The organism is Streptomyces platensis (assembly GCF_008704855.1).
GTDB classification, from domain to species: Bacteria; Actinomycetota; Actinomycetes; order Streptomycetales; family Streptomycetaceae; genus Streptomyces; species Streptomyces platensis.
This window is the reverse complement of the sequence record NZ_CP023691.1, coordinates 1,269,045-1,289,223: the sequence shown is the minus strand read 5'-3', so window position 1 is coordinate 1,289,223 and position 20,179 is coordinate 1,269,045. Positions and strand designations below refer to the sequence as shown.

The following is a 20,179-nucleotide window of genomic DNA, read 5'->3' as shown; positions in this document are numbered from 1 at the left end:
TACGGAGACCGGATCCGCGGCGAACGGGCATGAGTGCGGCACCGCCCGGCCATCGCCCGGCGCGGAGGGACGGAACACACCGTGAAGATGACTGAGCCCACGCCCGGCGCGCCCTGCTGGGTGGAGCTGGGGACCTCGGACGTGGCTGCCGCCAAGGTGTACTACCGCCAGGTCTTCGGCTGGTGCGCCGAGACCGATCCGCGCCAGGAGGCGGGCGGCTACACCACGCTGCATCTGGGGGAGGACCCCGTCGCCGCACTGACCCCGCTCTACGCCCCCGGCCAGCCGACCGCCTGGACCGTCTCGTTCGCGGTCCGGGACGCCGATGCGGTGTCCGCGGCGGTCACCGGGGCGGGCGGTCGGCTGCTGACCGGGCCGATGGATGTCTTCGACGCGGGCCGCTTCGCCGTACTGGCCGACCCGGAGGGTGCCGTCTTCTCGGTGTGGCAGGCCCGTTCGTTCGCCGGCGCCGCGGTGTTCAACGCGCCGGGCTCCCTCGGCTGGGTCGAGCTGGCCACGCGGGACCCCGAGGCCGCCAAGGCGTTCTACACGACGGTCTTCGGCTGGACCGTGGGTACCCACGAGGACTATCCGCAGTGGGGCGTCGACGGCGCCGACTTCGGTGGCCTGAGCGCGCTGGACGAGTTCTACCCGGAGGACATCAGGGCGCACTGGCTCCCGTACTTCGCGGTGGCCGACGTCGACGGGACGGCCGCCCGGGCCGCCGAGTCCGGCGGGATGCTGCTGGTGCCCCCGACAGAGGTCCCGCACGGGCCGAAGGTCGCGGTGATCCGGGATCCGCAGGGGGCCTCGTTCGGCATTCACCGCGTCGGTACCGAGGGCTGACGCCCGGTCTCCCCGGTGCGCGCGCCGGGCGGCGACGGCCCGTGAGCCGGGCGCACCCGCGCTGTCACACGATCGGCGGCCTGTTCGTCGTTGCACCACATTCCCCAGGTGGTTTGCGCGTAATGTCCACTTCCCACCAGCGGGTGGCATCGCGCGTCAAGAACAGGAGACCCCCTATGTCCACGACCGACATCCTCGCGGCCCGAGGCAGGCAGCTCGCCGCCGGCACGGGCGCACTGGCCACCGCCGTCGCCCTCGGCGCGACGCTGTTCGCCGCGGCCCCGGCGCAGGCGACGCCCGGCCCCCCGAAGCCCTTCGGCGTGGTCACCGCCAAGGCGGGCCTGAGCGAGCGTCAGTACCCCAGCACGGACTCGTCGGTACGGGGCTACCTCCGCCACCGCGCGCACGTCGGCCTGGTGTGCAAGGTGCGTACCCAGAGCGTGGGCGGCAACTCCGTCTGGTACCTGACCCGCGAGGAGCGGGCGACCTGGGTCTCGGCGAAGTACGTGACCAACAGCGGCCGCGTCAAGTACTGCAAGGACGTCCACCGCACCCGGGTGCAGCCGAAGCACACGGCGAAGCACCTCGTGGGCTGATGGAGTCCCGGGGAGGCCCGGTCCGGTGCCACAGCGGTACCGGACCGGGCCTTCGTGTGTGTGCGGCAGTGGCACGGCCCGCCGCCCGCCCACTCCGCGCCCTTCCGTATTACTGGAACAAGTTCTACTGTGCCCTCGATCCGGCAGCCGACGGCCCGTCAGCTTCGCGGGCCCCTCGCACCGGACGACCGGACCGGACGAACTGGAGGGGCCGTGCACCTCGAATACACCCCCGAGCAGCAGCAGTTGCGCGCCGAACTGCGCACGTACTTCGCCGCGCTGGTGCCGGACAACACCTACGGCCGGGACCCCGGGGGCACCAGAGGTGATCTCGCCGACCCCGCCGCCCAGAAGCGCTTCTACCGCGAGACGGTGCGCCGGCTGGGCGCCGACGGCTGGCTCGGCGTCGGCTGGCCCAAGGAGTTCGGCGGCCGCGGCCTCTCCCCGATGGAACAATTCATCTTCTTCGACGAGGCCGCCCAGGCGGGGGTGCCGCTGCCGCTGATGGCGCTGAACACCGTCGGCCCGACGATCATGCAGTTCGGCACCGACGAGCAGAAGGCCTACTTCCTGCCCAGGATCCTCTCCGGTGAGATCGACTTCGCCATCGGCTACAGCGAACCGGACGCCGGCACCGACCTCGCCGCCCTCAAGACCCGCGCCGTGCGGGAGGGCGACGAGGAGACCGGCCACTACGTCGTCAACGGGCAGAAGATCTGGACGACCAACGGGGACACCGCGGAGTGGGTGTGGCTCGCGGTGCGCACCGATCCGGCCGCCCCGCCCCACAAGGGCATCACCATGCTCCTCGTCCCCACCAGCGACCCCGGCTACTCCTGCACTCTGATCAACACCCTCGCCTCACACGACACCACCGCCAGCTACTACGAGAACATCACCGTCCCGGCCTCCCGCCGCGTCGGCCAGGAGAACAAGGGCTGGCGGATCATCACCAACCAGCTCAACCACGAACGGGTCACCCTCGCCGCCCACGGCACCATGGCCATCCGCGCCCTGCACAACGTCCAGCGCTGGGCCGCCGACACCAAGCTCTCCGACGGCCGCCGGGTCATCGACCTGGGCTGGGTACGCGGCCGGCTGGCCCGTACCCACACCAGACTGGATGCCATGAAGCTGCTCAACTGGCAGATGGTCGACGCCCTCCAGCACGGCACGCTCACCCCGCAGGACGCCTCCGCGGTCAAGGTCTACGGCTCCGAGGCCAGACGGGACGCCTACGCCTGGCTGATGGAGGTCGTCGCCGCCGCGGGCCCGCTCAAGGAGCGCTCGGCCGGCGCCGTCCTGCACGGCGAACTCGAACGCGGCTACCGCTCCGCCGTCATCTTCACCTTCGGCGGCGGCAACAATGAGATCCAGCGCGAGATCATCTCGTGGATCGGCCTGGGAATGCCGCGGGTACGGCGCTGAACCGGCAGCAGGAGGCGTGGTGCGCACAGACGACCCGGGGCTCTTCGGGCCCCGTTCCGTGACCTGGCAGCTGCATGCGGATCCGATGATGTGGATCGCGGGCGTCCGGGCGCTGTACCTCCAGGCGCTGCACCCCCGGGCGGTGCGCGGGGTGTTCCAGAACTCCGCCGCGTTCCGGATGAGCGGGCAGGGGAGACGGGACGCCTGGGGGCGGCTGATGCGGACCGCGGACTTCGTCGGCACCCTCACCTACGGCACCACCGACGCCGCCGAACAGGCCGGCGCCGCGGTCCGTGGCATCCACCGCCGGCTGTCGGCCACCGATCCGGACACCGGTGAGCGCTATGGCGTCGACGAACCGGACCTGCTGCTGTGGGTGCACTGCGCCGAGGTGGACTCCTACCTGGAGGTACTGCGCCGCTCCGGATACCCCGTCGGCGATGCCCAGGCCGACGCCTACCTCCGCGAGCAGCGCGCGAGCGCCCGGCTCGTCGGCCTCGACCCGGCCGGGGTGCCCGGCAGCCGGGCCGCGCTCGCCGCCTACTTCGCCCGCGTACGGCCCGAGTTGGCGCTGACCCCCGAGGCCCGCGAGGTGGACGGCTTCCTGCGCCGGCCACCGACCCCGCCCGCGCTCGTCCCGGCCCGCGCGCTGGTCTGGCGGCAGGTGGCACAGCTCGCCTACGGCGCACTCCCGGCGTACGCGCACGAGATCTACGGGCGTCCCGTGCGCCCGGCCGCCGTCAGCCGCCGGCTGCGCGCCACCGGCCGCCTCCTTCGCGCCATTCCGCCCACGGTCCGCTGGCAGCTCCCGCCCCGGCACATCCTGCGCGCCGTCGCGCGACTCGGCCCGGACAGCCGCCCAGCGCCCTACAAGCTCCGCCGATCCGCCGCCATACTGGACGGGCAGGAGGGCGCGCAGGGGGAGCTGCGCGGCTGACCGGGGGAAACGGGGACGGGGGCGGCAAATCATGGTGGCGGAGAACAGACTGATTCAACGGCGGTACCGGCTGCTCGACACCATCGGGCGCGGCGGGATGGGGGAGGTGTGGCGGGCCCTCGACGAGTCGCTGGGCCGGCAGGTCGCGGTCAAATGCCTCAAGCCGCTGGGGCCGCGGCACGAACCCTCGTTCCTCCAGGTTCTGCGCGAACGTTTCCGCCGTGAGGCCCGGGTCGCGGCCGCGCTCCAGCACCGCGGGGTCACCGTCGTCCATGACTTCGGTGAGGACGACGGCACCCTCTTCATCGTGATGGAGCTGCTCAGCGGCCGGAACCTCAGCCAGCTGCTGGACGACAACCGCCGCCAGCCGCTGCCCGTACCGGACGTCATCGAGATCGCCGAACAGGTCACCGCCGCGCTGGCCTACACCCATGAACAGGCGATCGTGCACCGCGATCTGAAACCGGCGAACATCGTCCGGACCGCCGACGGCACGGTCAAGATCTGCGACTTCGGCATCGCCCGGCTCGGCCATGACATCGGCTTCACCGCCCGCCTCACCGGCACCGGTGTCGCCATGGGCAGCCCGCACTACATGTCGCCCGAACAGATCGGCGGGCACGGCGTCGACCACCGCAGCGATCTCTACTCGCTGGGCTGTGTGCTCTACGAGATCGCCACCGGTGTGCCGCCGTTCGACCTGGGGGACGCCTGGGCGGTGCTCGTCGGGCACCGCGACCAGGCGCCGCAGCCGCCCCGTACGCTCCGCCCCGACCTGCCCGAGGCCTACGAGCGGATCGTGCTCGAACTCCTCGCCAAGGACCCCGACGACCGGCCCCGGGACGCCGACGAGCTGGGCAAACGCCTCACCGACGCCCGCCACCCGCACCCCGTCCGGGCCACCGTCGCCGCCGGTTTCGCGGACGTGACGGTTCCCGTCCCGCCGCTGCCTTTCTGGACCCAGGGGAGGACGTTCGGCTCCCCGGTAAATGCCACCCGGGGGCCGCAGCGGTATCCCGTCGACGGCACCGCCACGGTCCTCACCGGCAGCTGGACCGGCGGCATCGCCCCGCAGGACAGCGGCGCGTCCCCGGCCGCCGTCATCGCCAGCCCCGCGCCGCCGGACGACCGCCGCGCCGCCCTCGCCGAGCTCGCCGGACGGCACACCGCCGCGCTGGACCTCGGCCGGCTGGGCCGCTGGGAGGAGGCCGGTGAGGCGCACCGCGCGCTCGCCGCGGCCCGTGAGCGGCTCCTCGGCCCCGACCACCCCGACACCCTCACCAGCCGCCTGGAAGCCGGCCATGCGCTGGGCCGTCTCGGCCGGCACTTCGAGGCGCACCAGATCTACGCCGAGGTGCTGGCGGGCCGCGAACGGGCGCTGGGCCCGGACCATCCCGACGCGCTGAGCTGCCGCCACCATGTCGCCCGCAACCTCGGCCGGCTGGGACGGCTGGAGGACTGCCGGGCCATGGCCCAGGAGGTGGCCGCGGCCCGCGTCCGGGTGCTCGGCGCCCAGCACCCCGACACCCTCGCCACCTACTGCGAACTCGCCCATGTCCTGGGCAAGTTGGGTATGTGGACCGAAGCGCTGCACACCTACCAGGAGATCGCGGCGGCGCGCGCCGCCACGCTCGGACCCGACCACGAGGACACCCTCACCGCCCGCTACGAGGTCGGCATCGGCCTGGGCCGGCTCGGCCGCGGCGCGGAGGCCCTGGCGCTCTACCGCGACCTGGTCGTGGACCGTACCCGCGCCCAGGGCGCCGACGACCCGGAGACGCTGCGCGCCCGGCACGGTCTCGGGGTCAGCCTCGGGCGGCAGAACCGCTGGCAGGAGGCGCTGGTGGAGGCCCGTGAGGTGGCCGCGGCCCGGGCCCGGGTGCTCGGCCCCGAGCACCCCGACACCCTGGTCAGCCGCCGGGAGACCGCGGTGGCGCTCGGCTGGCTCGGCCGCTGGAGCGAGGCGCTGGACGTCTACCGCCAGGTCGCCGACGCCCGCGAACGGGTGCTGGGCGCCGCCCATTTCGACGCGCTGGCCAGCCAGGGCGACCTGGCCCAGTGCCTGGAGCAACTGGGCCGCCGGGACGAGGCGGCCGCGCGCCGGCGCCGGGTCGCGGCGCTGCACCAGGAACGCGCCGTCCGCCGCGCCCGGAAGCGGGACGGCACCTGGTCCGCCGGCCCCCGGGTCAGTTCGGGGTGACCCGGTAGAGCACGGTGCCGTGCGGCGGCACCTCCCGCGCCACGATGTCCTTCCCGCCGTGCGTACGGCGGCCGGTGACCAGATCGTGCAGCCGGTAGGAGCCGGCCTCCGGCAGCCCGGCCGCGCGGGCCGTGACGGACAGGGTGCGCGGTGTGCTGCCGGAGTTGAACAGGGCGATCGCCCGGTCGCCGTTCTTCAGCGGCTTCGACAGCACCGCGGAGTCGTCGTCCTGCGCGACGACGCGCCCCTGGACACCGAGCGCGTCCTGGTCGACGGCGATGATCCGCTCGTTCCCGAGCACCTTCCGCGCCGCCGCGGGCAGATCGGCCAGATCCGTACTGGAGATCAGGGGTGCGGCCATCATCGCCCACAGCGACAGCTGGCTCTGCATCTCCTGCCGGTTCAGGCCCGCCGCCCCGGCCAGCAGAAAGTCCGGATCGTTCCAGCGTCCGGGCCGCTGGAAGGCCGCCAGACGGGAGTTGTAGCGGAAGTTGTAGACGATGGAGGCCCACTTCGCGGCCGGAGTGCTCTTCTGGAGGGCGATGTCCCGGCCGCCCCGCCACAGATTGCCGACGTCGGACGACCATTGGATGACCCGGTGCCAGACGCTGTCCCCGTCGAACTGGAAATAGGCCGGCGCCGACACGGAGAACGTCATCGGGCGGCCGGTGTCGCGGAGCGCACGGCTCAGCTGCCCGTACAGATCCCGGAAGGTCGCCTCCTTGCCGCGCCCCGGCGTGACCGGCACATTGCAGCCGTCCGCCTTGACGTAGTCCACCTTCCAGCGCGCGAACTGCTCGGCGTCCTGCTGGAAGTGCCCCAGGCTGCCCGGGAACTTCTCGCAGGTCAGCGTGCCGACGTCGGTATAGATCCCGAACTTCAGCCCCATCTCGTGCAGCTGCTTCCCGAGGTGCGCCATCCCGTGCGGGAACTTCACCGGGTCCGCCACCAGCCGGCCCCTGGCGTCGCGCTGTCGGCTCATCCAGCAGTCGTCGAGGGTGACGGTGCGGTAGCCCTTCCGGGCCAGTCCCGTACGGACCAGTGCCCGCGCGTTGTCAAGGACGACCTTCTCGTCGAGGTCGCACATGTAGTAGGACCAGTTGTTCCAGCCCATCGGGGGGCGCGGGGCCAGATTCGGATACGTCCCCGAGGCGCGCGAGGCGCCGGGGGCGCGGGCCGGGTCGGGGGCGGCGGCGGCCGGTGCGGGGGCCGCGAGCAGCCCGGCGGAGCAGGCGGCGACGGCGGTCAGTCCGGCTAGCGAGCGGCCGATGCGGGGTACCGGCGGACGGGACACGGGTCACCTCACGGAGGGGCGGTACGGCCCGCGGAGCGGACGGCGGGAGCGGTGCCGGGGCGGAGCACGGCCGGGACGCTAGGAGCAGGCCCCCGCCCGGTCAAGAAGCCGCACCGACCCGGGTGCAGGTTTCAGCCGCCTGCACCTGGCGACCCGGATCACCGCGTGCTACCAAGGGGCATGCCGGAACGGACTTCGTATGACGCGGTCATCGTCGGTGGCGGGCACAACGGACTGGTGGCCGCCGCCTATCTCGCACGCGCCGGGCGCAGCGTGCTGGTGCTGGAGCGGCTGGACCACACGGGTGGTGCGGCCGTGTCGACCCGGGCGTTCGCCGGGACCGACGCCCGGCTGTCCCGCTACTCCTACCTCGTCAGCCTGCTGCCGCCGAAGATCGTGCAGGACCTCGGGCTGCGGTTCGCGGTCCGCAAACGCACCGTCTCCTCCTACACCCCCGCCGTACGCGACGGCCGCCCCACCGGGCTCCTGGTCGGCGGCGGGGACGCCCGGACCCGTACCGCGTTCGCCGAACTCACCGGATCCGACCGCGAGTTCACCGCCTGGCAGGACTTCTACGGCCGCACCCGGCGGCTGGCCGAACGGGTCTTCCCGACCCTGACCGAACCGCTTCCCTCCCGCGACGCACTGCGCGCCCGTATCGACGACGACGCCCTCTGGCACGCGCTGTTCGAACGCCCCCTGGGCGAGCTGGTCGAGGAGACCTTCACCGATGACCTGGTCCGCGGGGTGGTGCTCACCGACGCGCTGATCGGCACCTTCGCCACCGCGCACGACCCGTCGCTGCGCCAGAACCGCTGCTTCCTCTACCACGTCATCGGTGGCGGCACCGGTGACTGGGACGTGCCCATCGGCGGGATGGGCGCCCTCACCGACGCGCTGGCGGACGCCGCCCGCGGGGCCGGGGCGGAGATCGTCACCGGCTGCGAGGTGACCGGCATCGCGACCGACGGCCGGACCGCGGAGGTGACCTGCGACCGGGGCACCGTCGGCGCCCGCCGGGTCCTGGTCAACGCCGCCCCGCGGGAGCTGGCCCGCCTCCTGGGCGAGGAGCCGCCGCCACCCGCCGAGGGCGCCCAGCTCAAGGTCAATATGCTGCTCACCCGGCTGCCGCGGCTACGGGACACCCGGGTGGACCCACGGGAGGCCTTCTCCGGCACCTTCCACATCGCCGAGGGGTACCGCCAGCTGGAGGACGCCTACCAGCAGGCCGCGTCCGGCGCTCTGCCCGCCGCCCCGCCCTCCGAGATCTACTGCCACTCGCTCACCGACCCCTCGATCCTCGGCGCCGACCTGGTCCGGCAGGGCTACCAGACGCTCACCCTGTTCGGTCTGCACGCCCCCGCGCGCCTGTTCACCGCCGACACCGCCGAGAAAGCCCCCACCCGCGACCGTCTCCTGGCGGCCACCCTCGCCGAACTCGACACCCACCTCGCCGAGCCGCTCGCCGACTGCCTCGCCCACGACGCCGACGGCCGCCCCTGCACCGAGGCCAGATCCCCCCTCGACCTGGACCGCGAACTGGGCCTGCCCGGCGGCAACATCTTCCACCGGGACCTGGCCTTCCCGTACGCGGAGCCGGCGGACGATCCCGCCGGGGACACCGTCGCGGCCCGCTGGGGTGTGGCCACCAGCCGTCCCACCGTCCTCCTGTGCGGCGCGGGCGCGCCACGCGGCGGGGGAGTGAGCGGCATCCCGGGCCACAACGCGGCGATGGCGGTGCTGGAGGAGGGCCGAGTGGCTCACTGAGAGCCAAGTCGCCCCGCCCCTGGAAGTTTCTGACGCTGCATCAGAAAATCTCTTCCCTCGTACCGTCCGCTGCGGCATCCTTCGCCCATGCAGACGGAGCTGAGCAACACGCTGGGAGCCGAGCACGCCGTCTTCGGGTTCACGCCCTTTCCCGCGGTCGCCGCGGCGATCACCCGGGCCGGCGGGTTCGGGGTGCTCGGGGCGGTCCGCTACACCGCGCCGGACGAACTGGCGCGTGACCTGGACTGGATGCAGCAGCACACCGACGGGCTGCCGTACGGGCTCGATGTGGTGATGCCCGCCAAGCAGGTGGCGGACGTCAGCGAGGCCGAGGTCGAAGCGATGATCCCCGAGGAGCACCGCCGCTTCGTCGCCGAACTGCTGGAGAAACACCAGGTACCGCGGCTCGCGGAGGGCGAGGCGTCCGGCTGGCGGATCACCGGCTGGATGGAGCAGGTCGCCCGCACCCAGCTCGATGTGGCCTTCGACTATCCGATCAAGCTGCTGGCCAACGCCCTCGGCTCGCCGCCCGCCGACGTCGTGCGGCGCGCCCACGAGCACGGCGTCCTGGTCGCCGCGCTGGCCGGCAGCCCCCGGCACGCCCTGCACCACAAGGCCGCCGGTATCGACATCGTCGTCGCCCAGGGATACGAGGCGGGCGGGCACACCGGCGAGATCGCCACCATGGTGCTCACCCCGGAGGTCGTGGCCGCCGTCGACCCGCTGCCGGTGCTCGCCGCGGGCGGTATCGGCACCGGGGAGCAGATCGCCGCCGGGCTCGCCCTCGGCGCGCAGGGCGTCTGGCTGGGCTCCCTCTGGCTGACCACCGAGGAGGCCCAGCTGCACTCCCGGCGGCTGACCGCCAAACTGCTCGCCGCCGGCCCCGGGGACACCGTCCGCTCCCGCGCCCTGACCGGCAAACCCGCCCGCCAGCTGCGCACCGCGTGGACCGATGCCTGGGACGACCCCAGCGGCCCCGGCCCCCTCCCCATGCCGCTCCAGGGCCTGCTGGTCGCCGAGGCCAACTCCCGTATCCAGCGGCACGAGATCGAGCCGCTGCTGGGCACCCCGGTCGGCCAGATCGTCGGCCGGATGAACAGCGAGCGCAGCGTACAGGCCGTCTTCGACGAGCTGACCCGCGGTTTCGAGCGGGCCATCGACCGGATCAACCGCATCGCCGGACGCGCGTGAACCCGAGGAGGACAGCCAAATGAGCAAGGACTCCCCACCGCCCAACGGCTTCTGGGCGCAGGCCGCCGCCGACCCGGACCGTAGGGTCCTGATCGCCCCGGACGGCGAGGAGTGGACCGCGGGCCGGCTGCACGCCGCGAGCAACCAGCTGGTCCACGGGCTGCGCGCGGCGGGCCTGGAGCGCGGCGACGCCTTCGCCGCGGTCCTCCCCAACGGCGTCGAGTTCCTCACCGCCTACCTGGCCGCGTCCCAGGCCGGGTTCTATCTCGTCCCCGTCAACCACCACCTGGTCGGCCCGGAGATCGCCTGGATCGTGGCCGACTCCGGGGCGAAGGTGCTGATCGCGCACGAACGGTTCGCGCAGCCGGCCCGGCACGCCGCGGACGAGGCGAAGCTGCCCGCGTCCCGGCGCTATGCCGTGGGGGCGGTCGACGGCTTCCGGCCGTACGGCCAACTCCTCGACGGACAGCCGGACTCCGCGCCCGCCGACCGCACCCTGGGCTGGGTCATGAACTACACCTCGGGTACCACGGGTCGCCCGCGCGGTATCCGCCGCCCGCTGCCCGGCACCCCGCCCGAGGACTCCTACCTCGGCGGCTTCCTGGGCATCTTCGGCATCAAGCCGTTCGACGACAACGTCCATCTGGTCTGCTCACCGCTCTACCACACGGCCGTGCTGCAATTCGCCGGTGCCGCACTGCACATCGGCCATCGTCTCGTCCTGATGGACAAGTGGACTCCGCAGCGCATGCTGGCCCTGATCGACACCCACCGCTGCACCCACACCCATATGGTGCCCACCCAGTTCCACCGGCTGCTCGCGCTGCCGCCCAAGACCCGTGCGGCGTACGACGTGAGCTCGATGCGGCACGCCATCCATGGCGCCGCGCCCTGCCCCGACCACGTCAAACGCGCGATGATCGAGTGGTGGGGTGACTGCGTCGAGGAGTACTACGCGGCGAGCGAGGGCGGCGGTGCCTTCGCGACCGCCGAGGACTGGCTGAAGAAGCCCGGTACGGTCGGCAAGGCCTGGCCGATCAGCGAACTGGCCGTCTTCGACGACGACGGCAACCGGCTGCCCCCGGGCGAACTCGGCACCGTCTACCTGAAGATGACCACCGGCGGTTTCCGCTACCACAAGGACGAGGGCAAGACCCGGCAGAACCGGATCGGGGACTTCTTCACCGTCGGCGACCTCGGCTATCTCGACGAGGACGGGTATCTCTTCCTCCGGGACCGCAAGATCGACATGATCATCTCGGGCGGGGTGAACATCTACCCCGCCGAGATCGAATCCGCCCTGCTCAGCCACCCCGCGGTCGCCGACGCGGCCGCCTTCGGCATCCCGCACGACGACTGGGGCGAGGAGGTCAAGGCCGTCGTGGAGCCCGCCGAGGGCCACCCGCCGTCGCCTGAACTCGCCGCGGAGATCCTGGATCACTGTGCGCGGCACCTGGCCGGCTACAAGCGGCCCAAGTCCCTCGACTTCATCGCCGTCATGCCCCGCGACCCCAACGGCAAGCTCTACAAGCGCCGGCTGCGTGACCCGTACTGGGAGGGCCGGGAGCGCGCCCTGTAACCCGGCAGGCCGAGAGCCCGCACGGCGGCCGGTCCCCCCGGGCCGGCCGCGGTCGCCGTCCGCCCGGTGCCTTGACCCGGAAGGGGACGCGGCCCAGGATCGCGCCATGACGCAAGCGCGGAGCAATACGGTCGACGGAGTCCTGCGACGCAGCGCCCGCCGGGTGCCCGGACGGACCGCGGTGCGGTACGCGGACCGGTCCTGGACCTATCGCGAACTGGACGACGCGGTGACCGCCGCGGCCCGGATGCTGCTGGCGGATGGCCTGGAGCCCGGCGACCGGGTCGCCTCCTACGGACACAACTCCGACGCGTATCTGATCGGGTTTCTGGCCTGCGCCCGCGCCGGACTGGTGCACGTACCGGTCAACCACGGCCTGACCGGCGAGGATCTGCGCTACCTCCTGGACCAGTCGGGCAGCGCGCTGGTGCTCACCGACGCCGCGCTCGCACACCGGCTGCCCGATTCCGTCCGCACCCTGCCCTTCCACGGGGCGCCCGGCGGGCTGCTGGAGCGGCTCGCGGCCCGGGAGGCGCCCACGGGCACCGAGCCGGGGACCACGGATGACGGTGCCGCGGACCCGGTGACCGAAGTGCCCGACGACGCCCTCGTCCAGCTCCTCTACACCTCGGGAACCACCGCGCTGCCCAAGGGCGCGATGATGACGCACCGCGCCCTGGTGCACGAGTACACCAGCGCCGTCGTCGCCCTCGACCTGAAGGAGACGGACCGGCCGGTGCACTCGCTGCCGCTCTACCACTCCGCGCAGCTGCATGTGTTCCTGCTGCCGTATCTGGCGGTCGGCGCGGAGAACACCATCCTGGACGGGCCCGACCCCGGACGGATCTTCGACCTGGTGGAAGCGGGGCTGGCGGACAGCCTGTTCGCGCCGCCGACCGTGTGGATCGCGCTGGCGAACCACCCCGACTTCCCCACCCGGGAGCTGAGCGGACTGCGCAAGGCCTACTACGGAGCCTCGATCATGCCGGTGCCGGTCCTGGAGCGGCTCGGCGCCCGGCTGCCCGGCCTCGCCTTCTACAACTGCTTCGGACAGAGCGAGATCGGGCCGCTGGCCACCGTGCTCGGCCCCGAAGAGCACGAGGGCCGGATGGACTCCTGCGGACGCCCGGTGCTGTTCGTCGAGGCGCGGGTGGTGGACGAGACGGGCCGGGAGGTACCCGACGGCACCCGGGGCGAGGTCGTCTACCGGTCGCCCCAGCTGTGCACCGGCTACTGGGACAAGCCGGCGGAGACCGCCGAGGCGTTCCGGGACGGCTGGTTCCACTCCGGGGACCTCGCCGTCCGCGACGCGGAGGGCTATTTCACGGTGGTCGACCGGGTCAAGGACGTCATCAACTCCGGTGGCGTCCTGGTCGCCTCGCGCCAGGTGGAGGACGTGCTCTACGAGCATCCGCAGGTGGCCGAGGTCGCGGTGATCGGGCTGCCGGACGAGCGCTGGATCGAGGCGGTGACCGCGGTGGTCGTACGGCGTGCGGACGGCGGCGCCGCGGTGGGGGAGCGGGAGCTGATCGAGGCGGCCCGCGCCCGGCTGGCAGCGTTCAAGGCGCCCAAACGGGTGATGTTCGTGGACGCGCTGCCGCGTAACGCCAGCGGCAAGGTCCTCAAGCGGGAACTGCGGGCCCGGTTCGGCGCGCCCTGAGCCGGGCCGGGCCGGGCCGGGCGCGGTGTGCGTGCAGGGCGGCTGTCAGTGCCCCCTGCCATGCTGAGAAACGACGCGCACACCGCCGTGCACGTCACGATCCGTGCAACGGAGGTCCTGCCATGCTGACCACCAACTTCGTCCCGGGCACCCCGAACTGGCTCGACCTGGGAACCCCCGATATCGACGCCGCGGTCTCCTTCTACTCCGCGGTGTTCGGCTGGAGCTTCCAGTCGGCCGGCCCGGATGCCGGCGGGTACGGCTTCTTTCAGCTCGGCGGCAAGACGGTCGCTGCGATCGGCCCGCTGACGGAGGAGGGCGCCGGCTCCGCCTGGACCGTGTACTTCCAGACCCCCGACGCGGACGCCACCGTCAAGGCGGTGGAGCAGGCCGGCGGCGCGGTGCGCGTCCCGCCGATGGAGGTCTTCACCGCCGGCCGGCTGGCCGCCTTCACCGACCCGGCGGGCGCCGACTTCGCCGTATGGCAGCCGGGCGATGTGCAGGGCCTGGAACGGGTGATGGAGCCGAACACGCTCTGCTGGACGGAGCTGTACACCACCGACGCGGCGGCGGCGAAGGACTTCTACCGCTCCGTCTTCTCCTGGGACCACCAGGACATGCCGATGGGCGGCGACCTCATCTACTCCGTCGTGTCCGCCCCGGGCGGCGGCCAGGGCGACGACACCGGGCAGGGCGGCATCATGCAGCTGCCGGAGGAGAACCTGAAGGCCGGTTCGACCCCGGAGTGGCACCCGTATTTCGGTGTGACCGACTGTGACGCCACCTTCGCCGCGGCCACCGGCCAGGGCGCCACGGTCCTGATCCCGCCCACCGATGCCCCCGGCGTCGGCCGGCTGGCCGTGGTCAGGGACCCGGCCGGGGCCCCGTTCGCACTGATCAAGGGGGACCCGACGATGACCTGAGCGGACCTCCCGCGGACGGTTGCCGCCAGCCGCCAGCCGCCAGCCGCCAGCCGCCAGCCGCCAGCCGCCAGCCGCCAGCCGCCAGCCGCCAGCCGCCAGCCGCCCAGCCGTCAGGCGGTGTCCCGCGGCCGGGCGTCGACGATGCGCTTGATCTTGCCGACCGAACGCTCCAGGGTCTCCGGATCGACGATCTCGACCGCGACCGAGACCCCGATGCCTTCCTTGACGCTGTGCGCGATCAGCCCGACGGCTGCCGTCCGCTCGTCAGAGGTCGCCTCCGGCCGGGCCTCGGCACGCACGGTCAGCCGGTCCATCCGGCCTTCCCGGGTCAGCCTGAGCTGGAAGTGCGGGGCGATGCCGGGGGTGCGCAGCACGATCTCCTCGATCTGCGCGGGGAAGAGATTGACCCCCCGCAGAATGATCATGTCGTCGCTGCGTCCGGTGATCTTCTCCATCCGGCGGAAGGCGGGGCGGGCGGTGCCGGGCAGCAGCCGGGTCAGATCCCGGGTGCGGTAGCGGATCACCGGCATCGCCTCCTTGGTGAGCGAGGTGAACACCAGCTCGCCGTGCGCCCCGTCCGGCAGCACCTCGCCGGTGATCGGGTCGACCACCTCCGGATAGAAGTGGTCCTCCCAGATGTGCAGCCCGTCCTTGGTCTCCACACACTCCTGGGCGACGCCCGGACCCATGACCTCCGACAGGCCGTATATGTCCACGGCGTCGATCGCGAACCGCTCCTCGATCTCGCGGCGCATCGCCTGCGTCCAGGGCTCGGCGCCGAAGACACCCACCCGGAGCGAGGTCGTACGGGGATCGATGCCCTGCCGCTCGAACTCGTCCAGCAGGGTGAGCATGTACGACGGCGTGACCATGATGATCTCGGGGCGGAAGTCCTGGATGATCTGCACCTGGCGGGCGGTCATTCCGCCGGACGCCGGGACGACCGTGCAGCCGAGCCGCTCCGCGCCGTAGTGAGCGCCCAGTCCGCCGGTGAACAGCCCGTATCCGTACGCGATATGGACGGTGTGCCCGGGCCGGCCGCCGGCCGCGTGGAGGGAACGGGCGACCACATCCGCCCAGTGCGACAGATCGCGCTCGGTGTAGCCGACGACCGTCGGGCGGCCGGTGGTGCCGCTGGAGGCATGGATACGGCGCACCTCCGCCTTGGGGACGGCGAACATCCCGAAGGGGTACTGGGCGCGCAGATCGTCCTTGACGGTGAACGGGAAGAGCCCGAGATCGCCGAGCGAGCGGCAGTCCCGCGGATGCACCCCGGCCCGGTCGAAGGACTCCCGGTAGAACGGGACGTGGTCGTAGGCATGCTGCAACGAGGCGCGCAGCCGGGTCAGTTGCAGCGCGCGCAACGCGTCCCCGGAGAGCCGTTCCACCTCGTCGAACGTCTCACTGCCCGTAGCCGCTTCCGGCATGGAGTTCACCGCCTCGATTTCCCTACCGATCATTCGGTAGCTGCATGCTGATCCAAGTAATCAGCGCGCGGCGAACACGTCAAGGGGCGTGCCGCAGCCGGCTCACGGGTAGCGTCCCGCGCATGAGTGACGTCCAGAAAGTGCAGGTCGGTGAGGTCCAGCTGGCATACCGGGTGTGGGGAGAGGAGGATGCGCCCCCGGCCGTGCTGCTGCATTGCCTCGGAGAGGACGGCGAGGACTGGCGCGGAGTGGTCGGCCGGCTCGCCGGCACCCACCAGGTCTTCGCCCTCGACCAGCGCGGCCACGGCCACAGCGACTGGCCGGGCGAGTACGGCTTCGCGCGATGGCGGGACGATGTCATCGGCTTCCTCCAGGCGCTCGGTCTGGAGCGGGTGGCCCTCATCGGGCACTCGCTCGGTGCGCTGGCCGCCCTGCTGGTGGCCGCGGAGCGCCCGGATCTGGTGGACCGGCTGATCCTGGAAGAGGTGCCCCCGCCGCTGCCCGCCGACCCGCCGCAGGAGGTGCCGGAGCAGCCGGCCGGCCCGCAGCCGTTCGACTGGCAGGCCCAAGCCGCGGTGGTGGCGGAGCGCAATGCGCCCGACCCCGCGTGGTGGGACGCGCCGGCGAAGGTCACCGCACCGACCCTGGTCATCGGCGGTGGCGAGTCCAGCCATATCCCGCAGGAGCACCTCGCCGGCCTGGCCGAGCGGATCCCCGATGCCCGTCTGGTGACGATCGAGGGCGCCGGCCATCTCGTCCACGAGGAGCGCCCCGGAGAGTTCCTCGCCGCGGTCAACTCGTTTCTCGCGCCGCGCCCGTAGCCGTGCCGCAGGGCCGTGCGGACCACGGCCCTGCGGCCGCACGGCCCACGGCCCGTGGTCCGCGCCTGTCCGGTTCCCGGTTCCCTGTCGCCGCACTTCCGCCTGTCCTTCGGGCGGGCGGCGGTAGTTTGACGGCAGGGCCCGGGCTCGTCGCCGTGCGTCCTCCCCGTCATCCCCCTTCCGGGGGCCTGAGGTTCGAGAGAGGCCGACCGTGCAGCTGACCACCTCGATACGGAGTGCCCTGATCGCCGGCGCCGCCGCGACCGTCCTGTTCACCGGCGCCACGGGGGCCGTCGCGGCGCCGGTCGCCCCGTCGGCCGCGGCCACCGCACCGGCTCTCGCCACCGCGCACTCCCCGTACGGGCAGCTCCGGCCGCTCGCCGTGCTGTCCGCGGAGCGGCTGGCCACCGCCGATCTGGTGGCCGCGGCGAAATGGGGCACCGGCGGGCCGGTCGACGACCCGGCCCGGGAGCAGGAGGTGCTGCGGGCGGTGGCGGAACAGGCCCGGCAGCTGGGCGCCGATCCAGAGGCCACCGTGCGGTTCTTCCGGGACCAGATCGAGGCCAACAAGATCGTGCAGCGTGGTCTGCACCGCGCATGGGAAGCGGACCCCGGCCGGGCGCCGACCGAGCGGCCCGACCTCGGTCAGGTGCGGAAGGAGATCAACCGCATCAACCACGAGCTGGTGCAGGCGCTCGCGGACTCCCCACAGGCCCGCTCGGCGCCGTACTGCGCTCCGCTGCTGACCGCGGCCGCCGTGCGGGTCCGTCACGAACGGCATCTGGACGCGCTGCACACCGGCGCACTGGCCCGCTCGCTGCGGTCGGTCTGCGGCTGAGGCTGAGCGCCCAGGCCCGGGCGCGGACCCGCCCGGGTGTGGCCCACCCCGGGCTCACCCGCCCCTCAGACCGTCCGTTCCCCCGCCGCCACCGCCTTCGCCCAGCGATAGTCCGCCTTCCCGCTGGGCGAACGCCGGATGTGGTCGGTGAAGACGACGGCGCGCGGGATTTTGTAGCCCGCCAGCCGCGTCCGGCAGTGCCGCTGGATGTCCGGCAGGGTCAACTCCGATGCGTCCGGGCGGAGTTGCACCACGGCGGCGACCCGCTGGCCCCACCGCTCGTCCGGCACGCCCGCCACCAGCGCGTCATAGATGTCCGGATGGGCCTTCAGTGCCTGCTCGATCTCCTCCGGATAGATCTTCTCGCCACCGGAGTTGATGCACTGCGAGCCCCGGCCGAGGACGGTGACGATGCCCCCGTCGTCGACGGTGGCCATATCGCCCAGCAGTACCCATCGGTCACCGCGTGCCTCGAAGAAGGTCTCGGCGGTCTTCACGGGGTCGTTGTAGTAGCCCAGCGGTACATGCCCGCGGAGGGCGATCCGGCCCACCTCGCCGACCGGGACCGGCTCGTACGTCGCCGGATTCACCACTGCCGTACGGGAGTTGACCTGGAGCCGGAAGCCCTTGTCCGGGCCGGAGTCCTCGGTGGCGGTGCCGTTGAAGCCGGATTCGGAGGAGCCGAAGTTGTTGAGCAGCATGACGTGCGGGACCAGCGCGCTGAACTGGGCGCGTACCGTCTCGGAGAGGATCGCGCCGGAGCTGCTGACGCTGAACAGCGAGGAGCAGGCGGTGCCCTTGAGCGGCCCGCCGAGCGCGTCGACGAGCGGGCGCAGCATCGCGTCGCCGACCAGGGAGACGCTGGTGACCCGCTCCCGTTCGATGGTCCGCAGCACCTCCTCGGGCACGTACTTGCGGTGGATGACGACCTTCTGGCCGAAGTGGAAGGCGATGAACGCGGTGAGGGTGGAGGTGCCGTGCATCAGCGGGGGAGTGGGGAAGAAGACCAGGCCGTCGCCCCCGGCCGCGACCCGCTCGGCCAGTTCCTGCGGCCGCTTGACCGGTTCACCGGTCGGTGCCCCGCCGCCCATTCCGGAGAAGAAGATGTCCTCGTGGCGCCACATCACGCCCTTGGGCAGGCCGGTGGTCCCGCCGGTGTAGATGATGATCCGGTCGTCGGCGGAGCGCGGGCCGAAGCCGCGGGCGGGGGAAGCGGCGGCCTCGGCGTCCGCGAGGGCGACGGGTGCGATCCGTGGTTCGGGGGCGCCGGCCGGCGGGGTGCCGACCCGGACGAGATGCCGTAACCCGGGGGCCTGGGGGAGGGCGGCGGCCACCCGCGCGGTGAACTCCGCGTCGAAGACCAGCGCCGCCAGGTCGGCGTCCCGGTAGAGGTAGGCCAACTCCTCTTCCACGTAGCGGTAGTTGACGTTGACCGGGACGGCGCGGATCTTCAGGCAGGCGTAGGCGGCCTGGAGATATTCGATGCCGTTGTAGAGGTGCAGCCCGACGTGCCGGCCGGGGCCGATGCCGTGAGCGGCGAGGTGGTGGGCCAGGCGGTTGGCCGCACGGTCCAGCTCCGCGTACGTCAGCCGCCGCTCCGCACCGGTCCCGGGATGGTCGACGTACACCAGTGCCTCGCGGTCGGGCACCGTGTCGACGATCGACTCGAAGAGGTCGGCAAGGTTGTACTCCATGTCTCCTCCAGACCGGGCGGGTCGGCTTGGCGGTCATTAGAGCGCCGCCGCGAGGAGCTGGGAAGGGCCACGGCGAAGAAATCTGACTACCTGTCAGAAAGGTCTTGAAGTCGGTGTGCGGCTACTGCAACCTGTTCTCGTCGTGAGACGGGAGGACGGAACATGGGTGGTACGGAACATCTGTCGGTGGAGCGCGTCGGCGCGGCACTGGTGCTCACCCTCAACCGGCCGGAGGCGAAGAACGCGCTCTCGCTGCCGATGCTCGTGGGCCTGTACGACGCCTGGCTCGCCGCTGACGAGGACGACGAGATCCGCTCCATCGTCCTCACCGGCGCCGGTGGCACCTTCTGTGCCGGTATGGACCTCAAGGCCCTCGCGGGCGACGGAATGGCCGGTGAGCAGTACCGCGACCGGCTGCGCGCCGACCCGGACCTGCACTGGAAGGCGATGCTGCGCCACCACCGCCCCCGCAAGCCGGTGATCGCCGCAGTCGAGGGGTACTGCGTCGCGGGCGGCACGGAGATCCTCCAGGGCACCGACATCCGGGTCGCCGGCGAGGGCGCCACCTTCGGGCTCTTCGAGGTCCGCCGTGGACTGTTCCCGATCGGCGGCTCCACCGTCCGCCTCGCCCGCCAGATCCCCCGCACCCACGCCCTGGAGATGCTGCTCACCGGCCGGCCCTACCCCGCGCGGGAGGCCGAAGGCATCGGTCTGATCGGCCATGTCGTGCCCGACGGGACCGCCCGGGACAAGGCCCTGGAGCTCGCCGAACTGATCAACGCCTGTGGCCCGCTGGCCGTCGAAGCCGTCAAGGCCTCCGTCTACGAGACCGCCGGGATGACCGAGACCGACGGGCTGGCGGCCGAACTCGCCCGCGGCTGGCCGGTCTTCGACACCGCCGACGCCAAAGAGGGCTCCCGGGCCTTCGCGGAGAAGCGCCCGCCCGTCTACCGGCGGGCCTGACGCAAGGAGTCCCGT

At 72.4% G+C, this 20,179-nt stretch carries 16 protein-coding genes; 13 read left to right on the top strand and 3 right to left on the bottom strand.

Annotation, left to right across the window (positions count from 1 at the left end):
• Positions 1-81 precede the first annotated feature (81 nt).
• The 5 genes from CP981_RS05300 to CP981_RS05280 all read left to right on the top strand — a co-directional run bounded on the left by CP981_RS05300 (position 82) and on the right by CP981_RS05280 (position 6,007).
• Positions 82-846: a VOC family protein gene (locus CP981_RS05300; RefSeq protein WP_085924065.1), complete on the top strand. Its 765-nt coding sequence runs from the start codon at positions 82-84 to the stop codon at positions 844-846.
• A 176-nt stretch (positions 847-1,022) separates the two neighbouring features.
• A complete protein-coding gene (locus CP981_RS05295) occupies positions 1,023-1,442 on the top strand; it encodes a hypothetical protein (RefSeq protein ID WP_085923970.1) in 420 nt (139 codons plus the stop codon).
• A gap of 213 nt (positions 1,443-1,655) precedes the next feature.
• Entirely contained in the window at positions 1,656-2,870 is a 1,215-nt protein-coding gene (locus CP981_RS05290) for an acyl-CoA dehydrogenase family protein (RefSeq protein ID WP_085923969.1), read from the top strand.
• Between the two features lie 19 nt (positions 2,871-2,889).
• Positions 2,890-3,807, top strand: a complete 918-nt coding sequence (locus CP981_RS05285) for an oxygenase MpaB family protein (RefSeq protein WP_085923968.1) — start codon at positions 2,890-2,892, stop codon at positions 3,805-3,807.
• 34 nt (positions 3,808-3,841) lie between these two features.
• A complete protein-coding gene (locus tag CP981_RS05280; protein ID WP_085924064.1) occupies positions 3,842-6,007 on the top strand; it encodes a serine/threonine-protein kinase in 2,166 nt (721 codons plus the stop codon).
• Here the strand turns inward: CP981_RS05280 and CP981_RS05275 are convergent.
• Positions 5,994-7,301 carry a glycoside hydrolase family 27 protein gene (locus tag CP981_RS05275; protein ID WP_085923967.1) on the bottom strand — a complete coding sequence of 436 codons (1,308 nt, stop codon included), beginning with the start codon at positions 7,299-7,301 and terminating at the stop codon, positions 5,994-5,996. The two genes, CP981_RS05280 and CP981_RS05275, sit on opposite strands and share 14 nt — an antisense overlap.
• A gap of 180 nt (positions 7,302-7,481) precedes the next feature.
• Between CP981_RS05275 and CP981_RS05270 the strand changes: the two genes are divergently transcribed.
• From CP981_RS05270 to CP981_RS05250, 5 genes are all read left to right on the top strand, one after another.
• A complete protein-coding gene (locus tag CP981_RS05270; protein WP_085923966.1) occupies positions 7,482-9,068 on the top strand; it encodes a phytoene desaturase family protein in 1,587 nt (528 codons plus the stop codon).
• A gap of 87 nt (positions 9,069-9,155) precedes the next feature.
• Complete coding sequence (locus CP981_RS05265; protein WP_085923965.1) at positions 9,156-10,259, top strand: NAD(P)H-dependent flavin oxidoreductase; 1,104 nt, start codon at positions 9,156-9,158, stop codon at positions 10,257-10,259.
• 19 nt (positions 10,260-10,278) lie between these two features.
• Positions 10,279-11,838, top strand: a complete 1,560-nt coding sequence (locus tag CP981_RS05260; protein WP_085923964.1) for an acyl-CoA synthetase — start codon at positions 10,279-10,281, stop codon at positions 11,836-11,838.
• 106 nt (positions 11,839-11,944) lie between these two features.
• Positions 11,945-13,498 (top strand): acyl-CoA synthetase, encoded by a 1,554-nt coding sequence (locus CP981_RS05255; protein WP_085923963.1) that lies wholly within the window; start codon positions 11,945-11,947, stop codon positions 13,496-13,498.
• A gap of 122 nt (positions 13,499-13,620) precedes the next feature.
• Positions 13,621-14,421 carry a VOC family protein gene (locus CP981_RS05250; RefSeq protein ID WP_085923962.1) on the top strand — a complete coding sequence of 267 codons (801 nt, stop codon included), beginning with the start codon at positions 13,621-13,623 and terminating at the stop codon, positions 14,419-14,421.
• Between the two features lie 110 nt (positions 14,422-14,531).
• Here the strand turns inward: CP981_RS05250 and paaK are convergent, their stop codons facing one another.
• The gene (gene paaK / locus CP981_RS05240; protein WP_085924063.1) at positions 14,532-15,848 is read right to left on the bottom strand and encodes a phenylacetate--CoA ligase PaaK; all 1,317 of its coding nucleotides are present in this window, start codon (positions 15,846-15,848) and stop codon (positions 14,532-14,534) included.
• Between the two features lie 122 nt (positions 15,849-15,970).
• Between paaK and CP981_RS05235 the strand changes: the two genes are divergently transcribed.
• Both CP981_RS05235 and CP981_RS05230 read left to right on the top strand, forming a co-directional pair.
• Positions 15,971-16,669, top strand: coding sequence for an alpha/beta fold hydrolase (locus tag CP981_RS05235; RefSeq protein ID WP_085923961.1), 699 nt, complete (start codon positions 15,971-15,973; stop codon positions 16,667-16,669).
• Between the two features lie 211 nt (positions 16,670-16,880).
• Entirely contained in the window at positions 16,881-17,507 is a 627-nt protein-coding gene (locus CP981_RS05230) for a chorismate mutase (protein ID WP_085923960.1), read from the top strand.
• 65 nt (positions 17,508-17,572) lie between these two features.
• On the opposite strand, the gene CP981_RS05225 is transcribed toward CP981_RS05230, so the two are convergent.
• On the bottom strand, positions 17,573-19,201 hold the full coding sequence (locus CP981_RS05225) for an acyl-CoA synthetase (RefSeq protein WP_085923959.1): 1,629 nt from the start codon (positions 19,199-19,201) through the stop codon (positions 17,573-17,575).
• Between the two features lie 162 nt (positions 19,202-19,363).
• Here CP981_RS05225 and CP981_RS05220 point away from each other — a divergent pair, with 162 nt between their 5' ends.
• A complete protein-coding gene (locus CP981_RS05220) occupies positions 19,364-20,164 on the top strand; it encodes a crotonase/enoyl-CoA hydratase family protein (RefSeq protein WP_085923958.1) in 801 nt (266 codons plus the stop codon).
• Positions 20,165-20,179 lie beyond the last annotated feature (15 nt).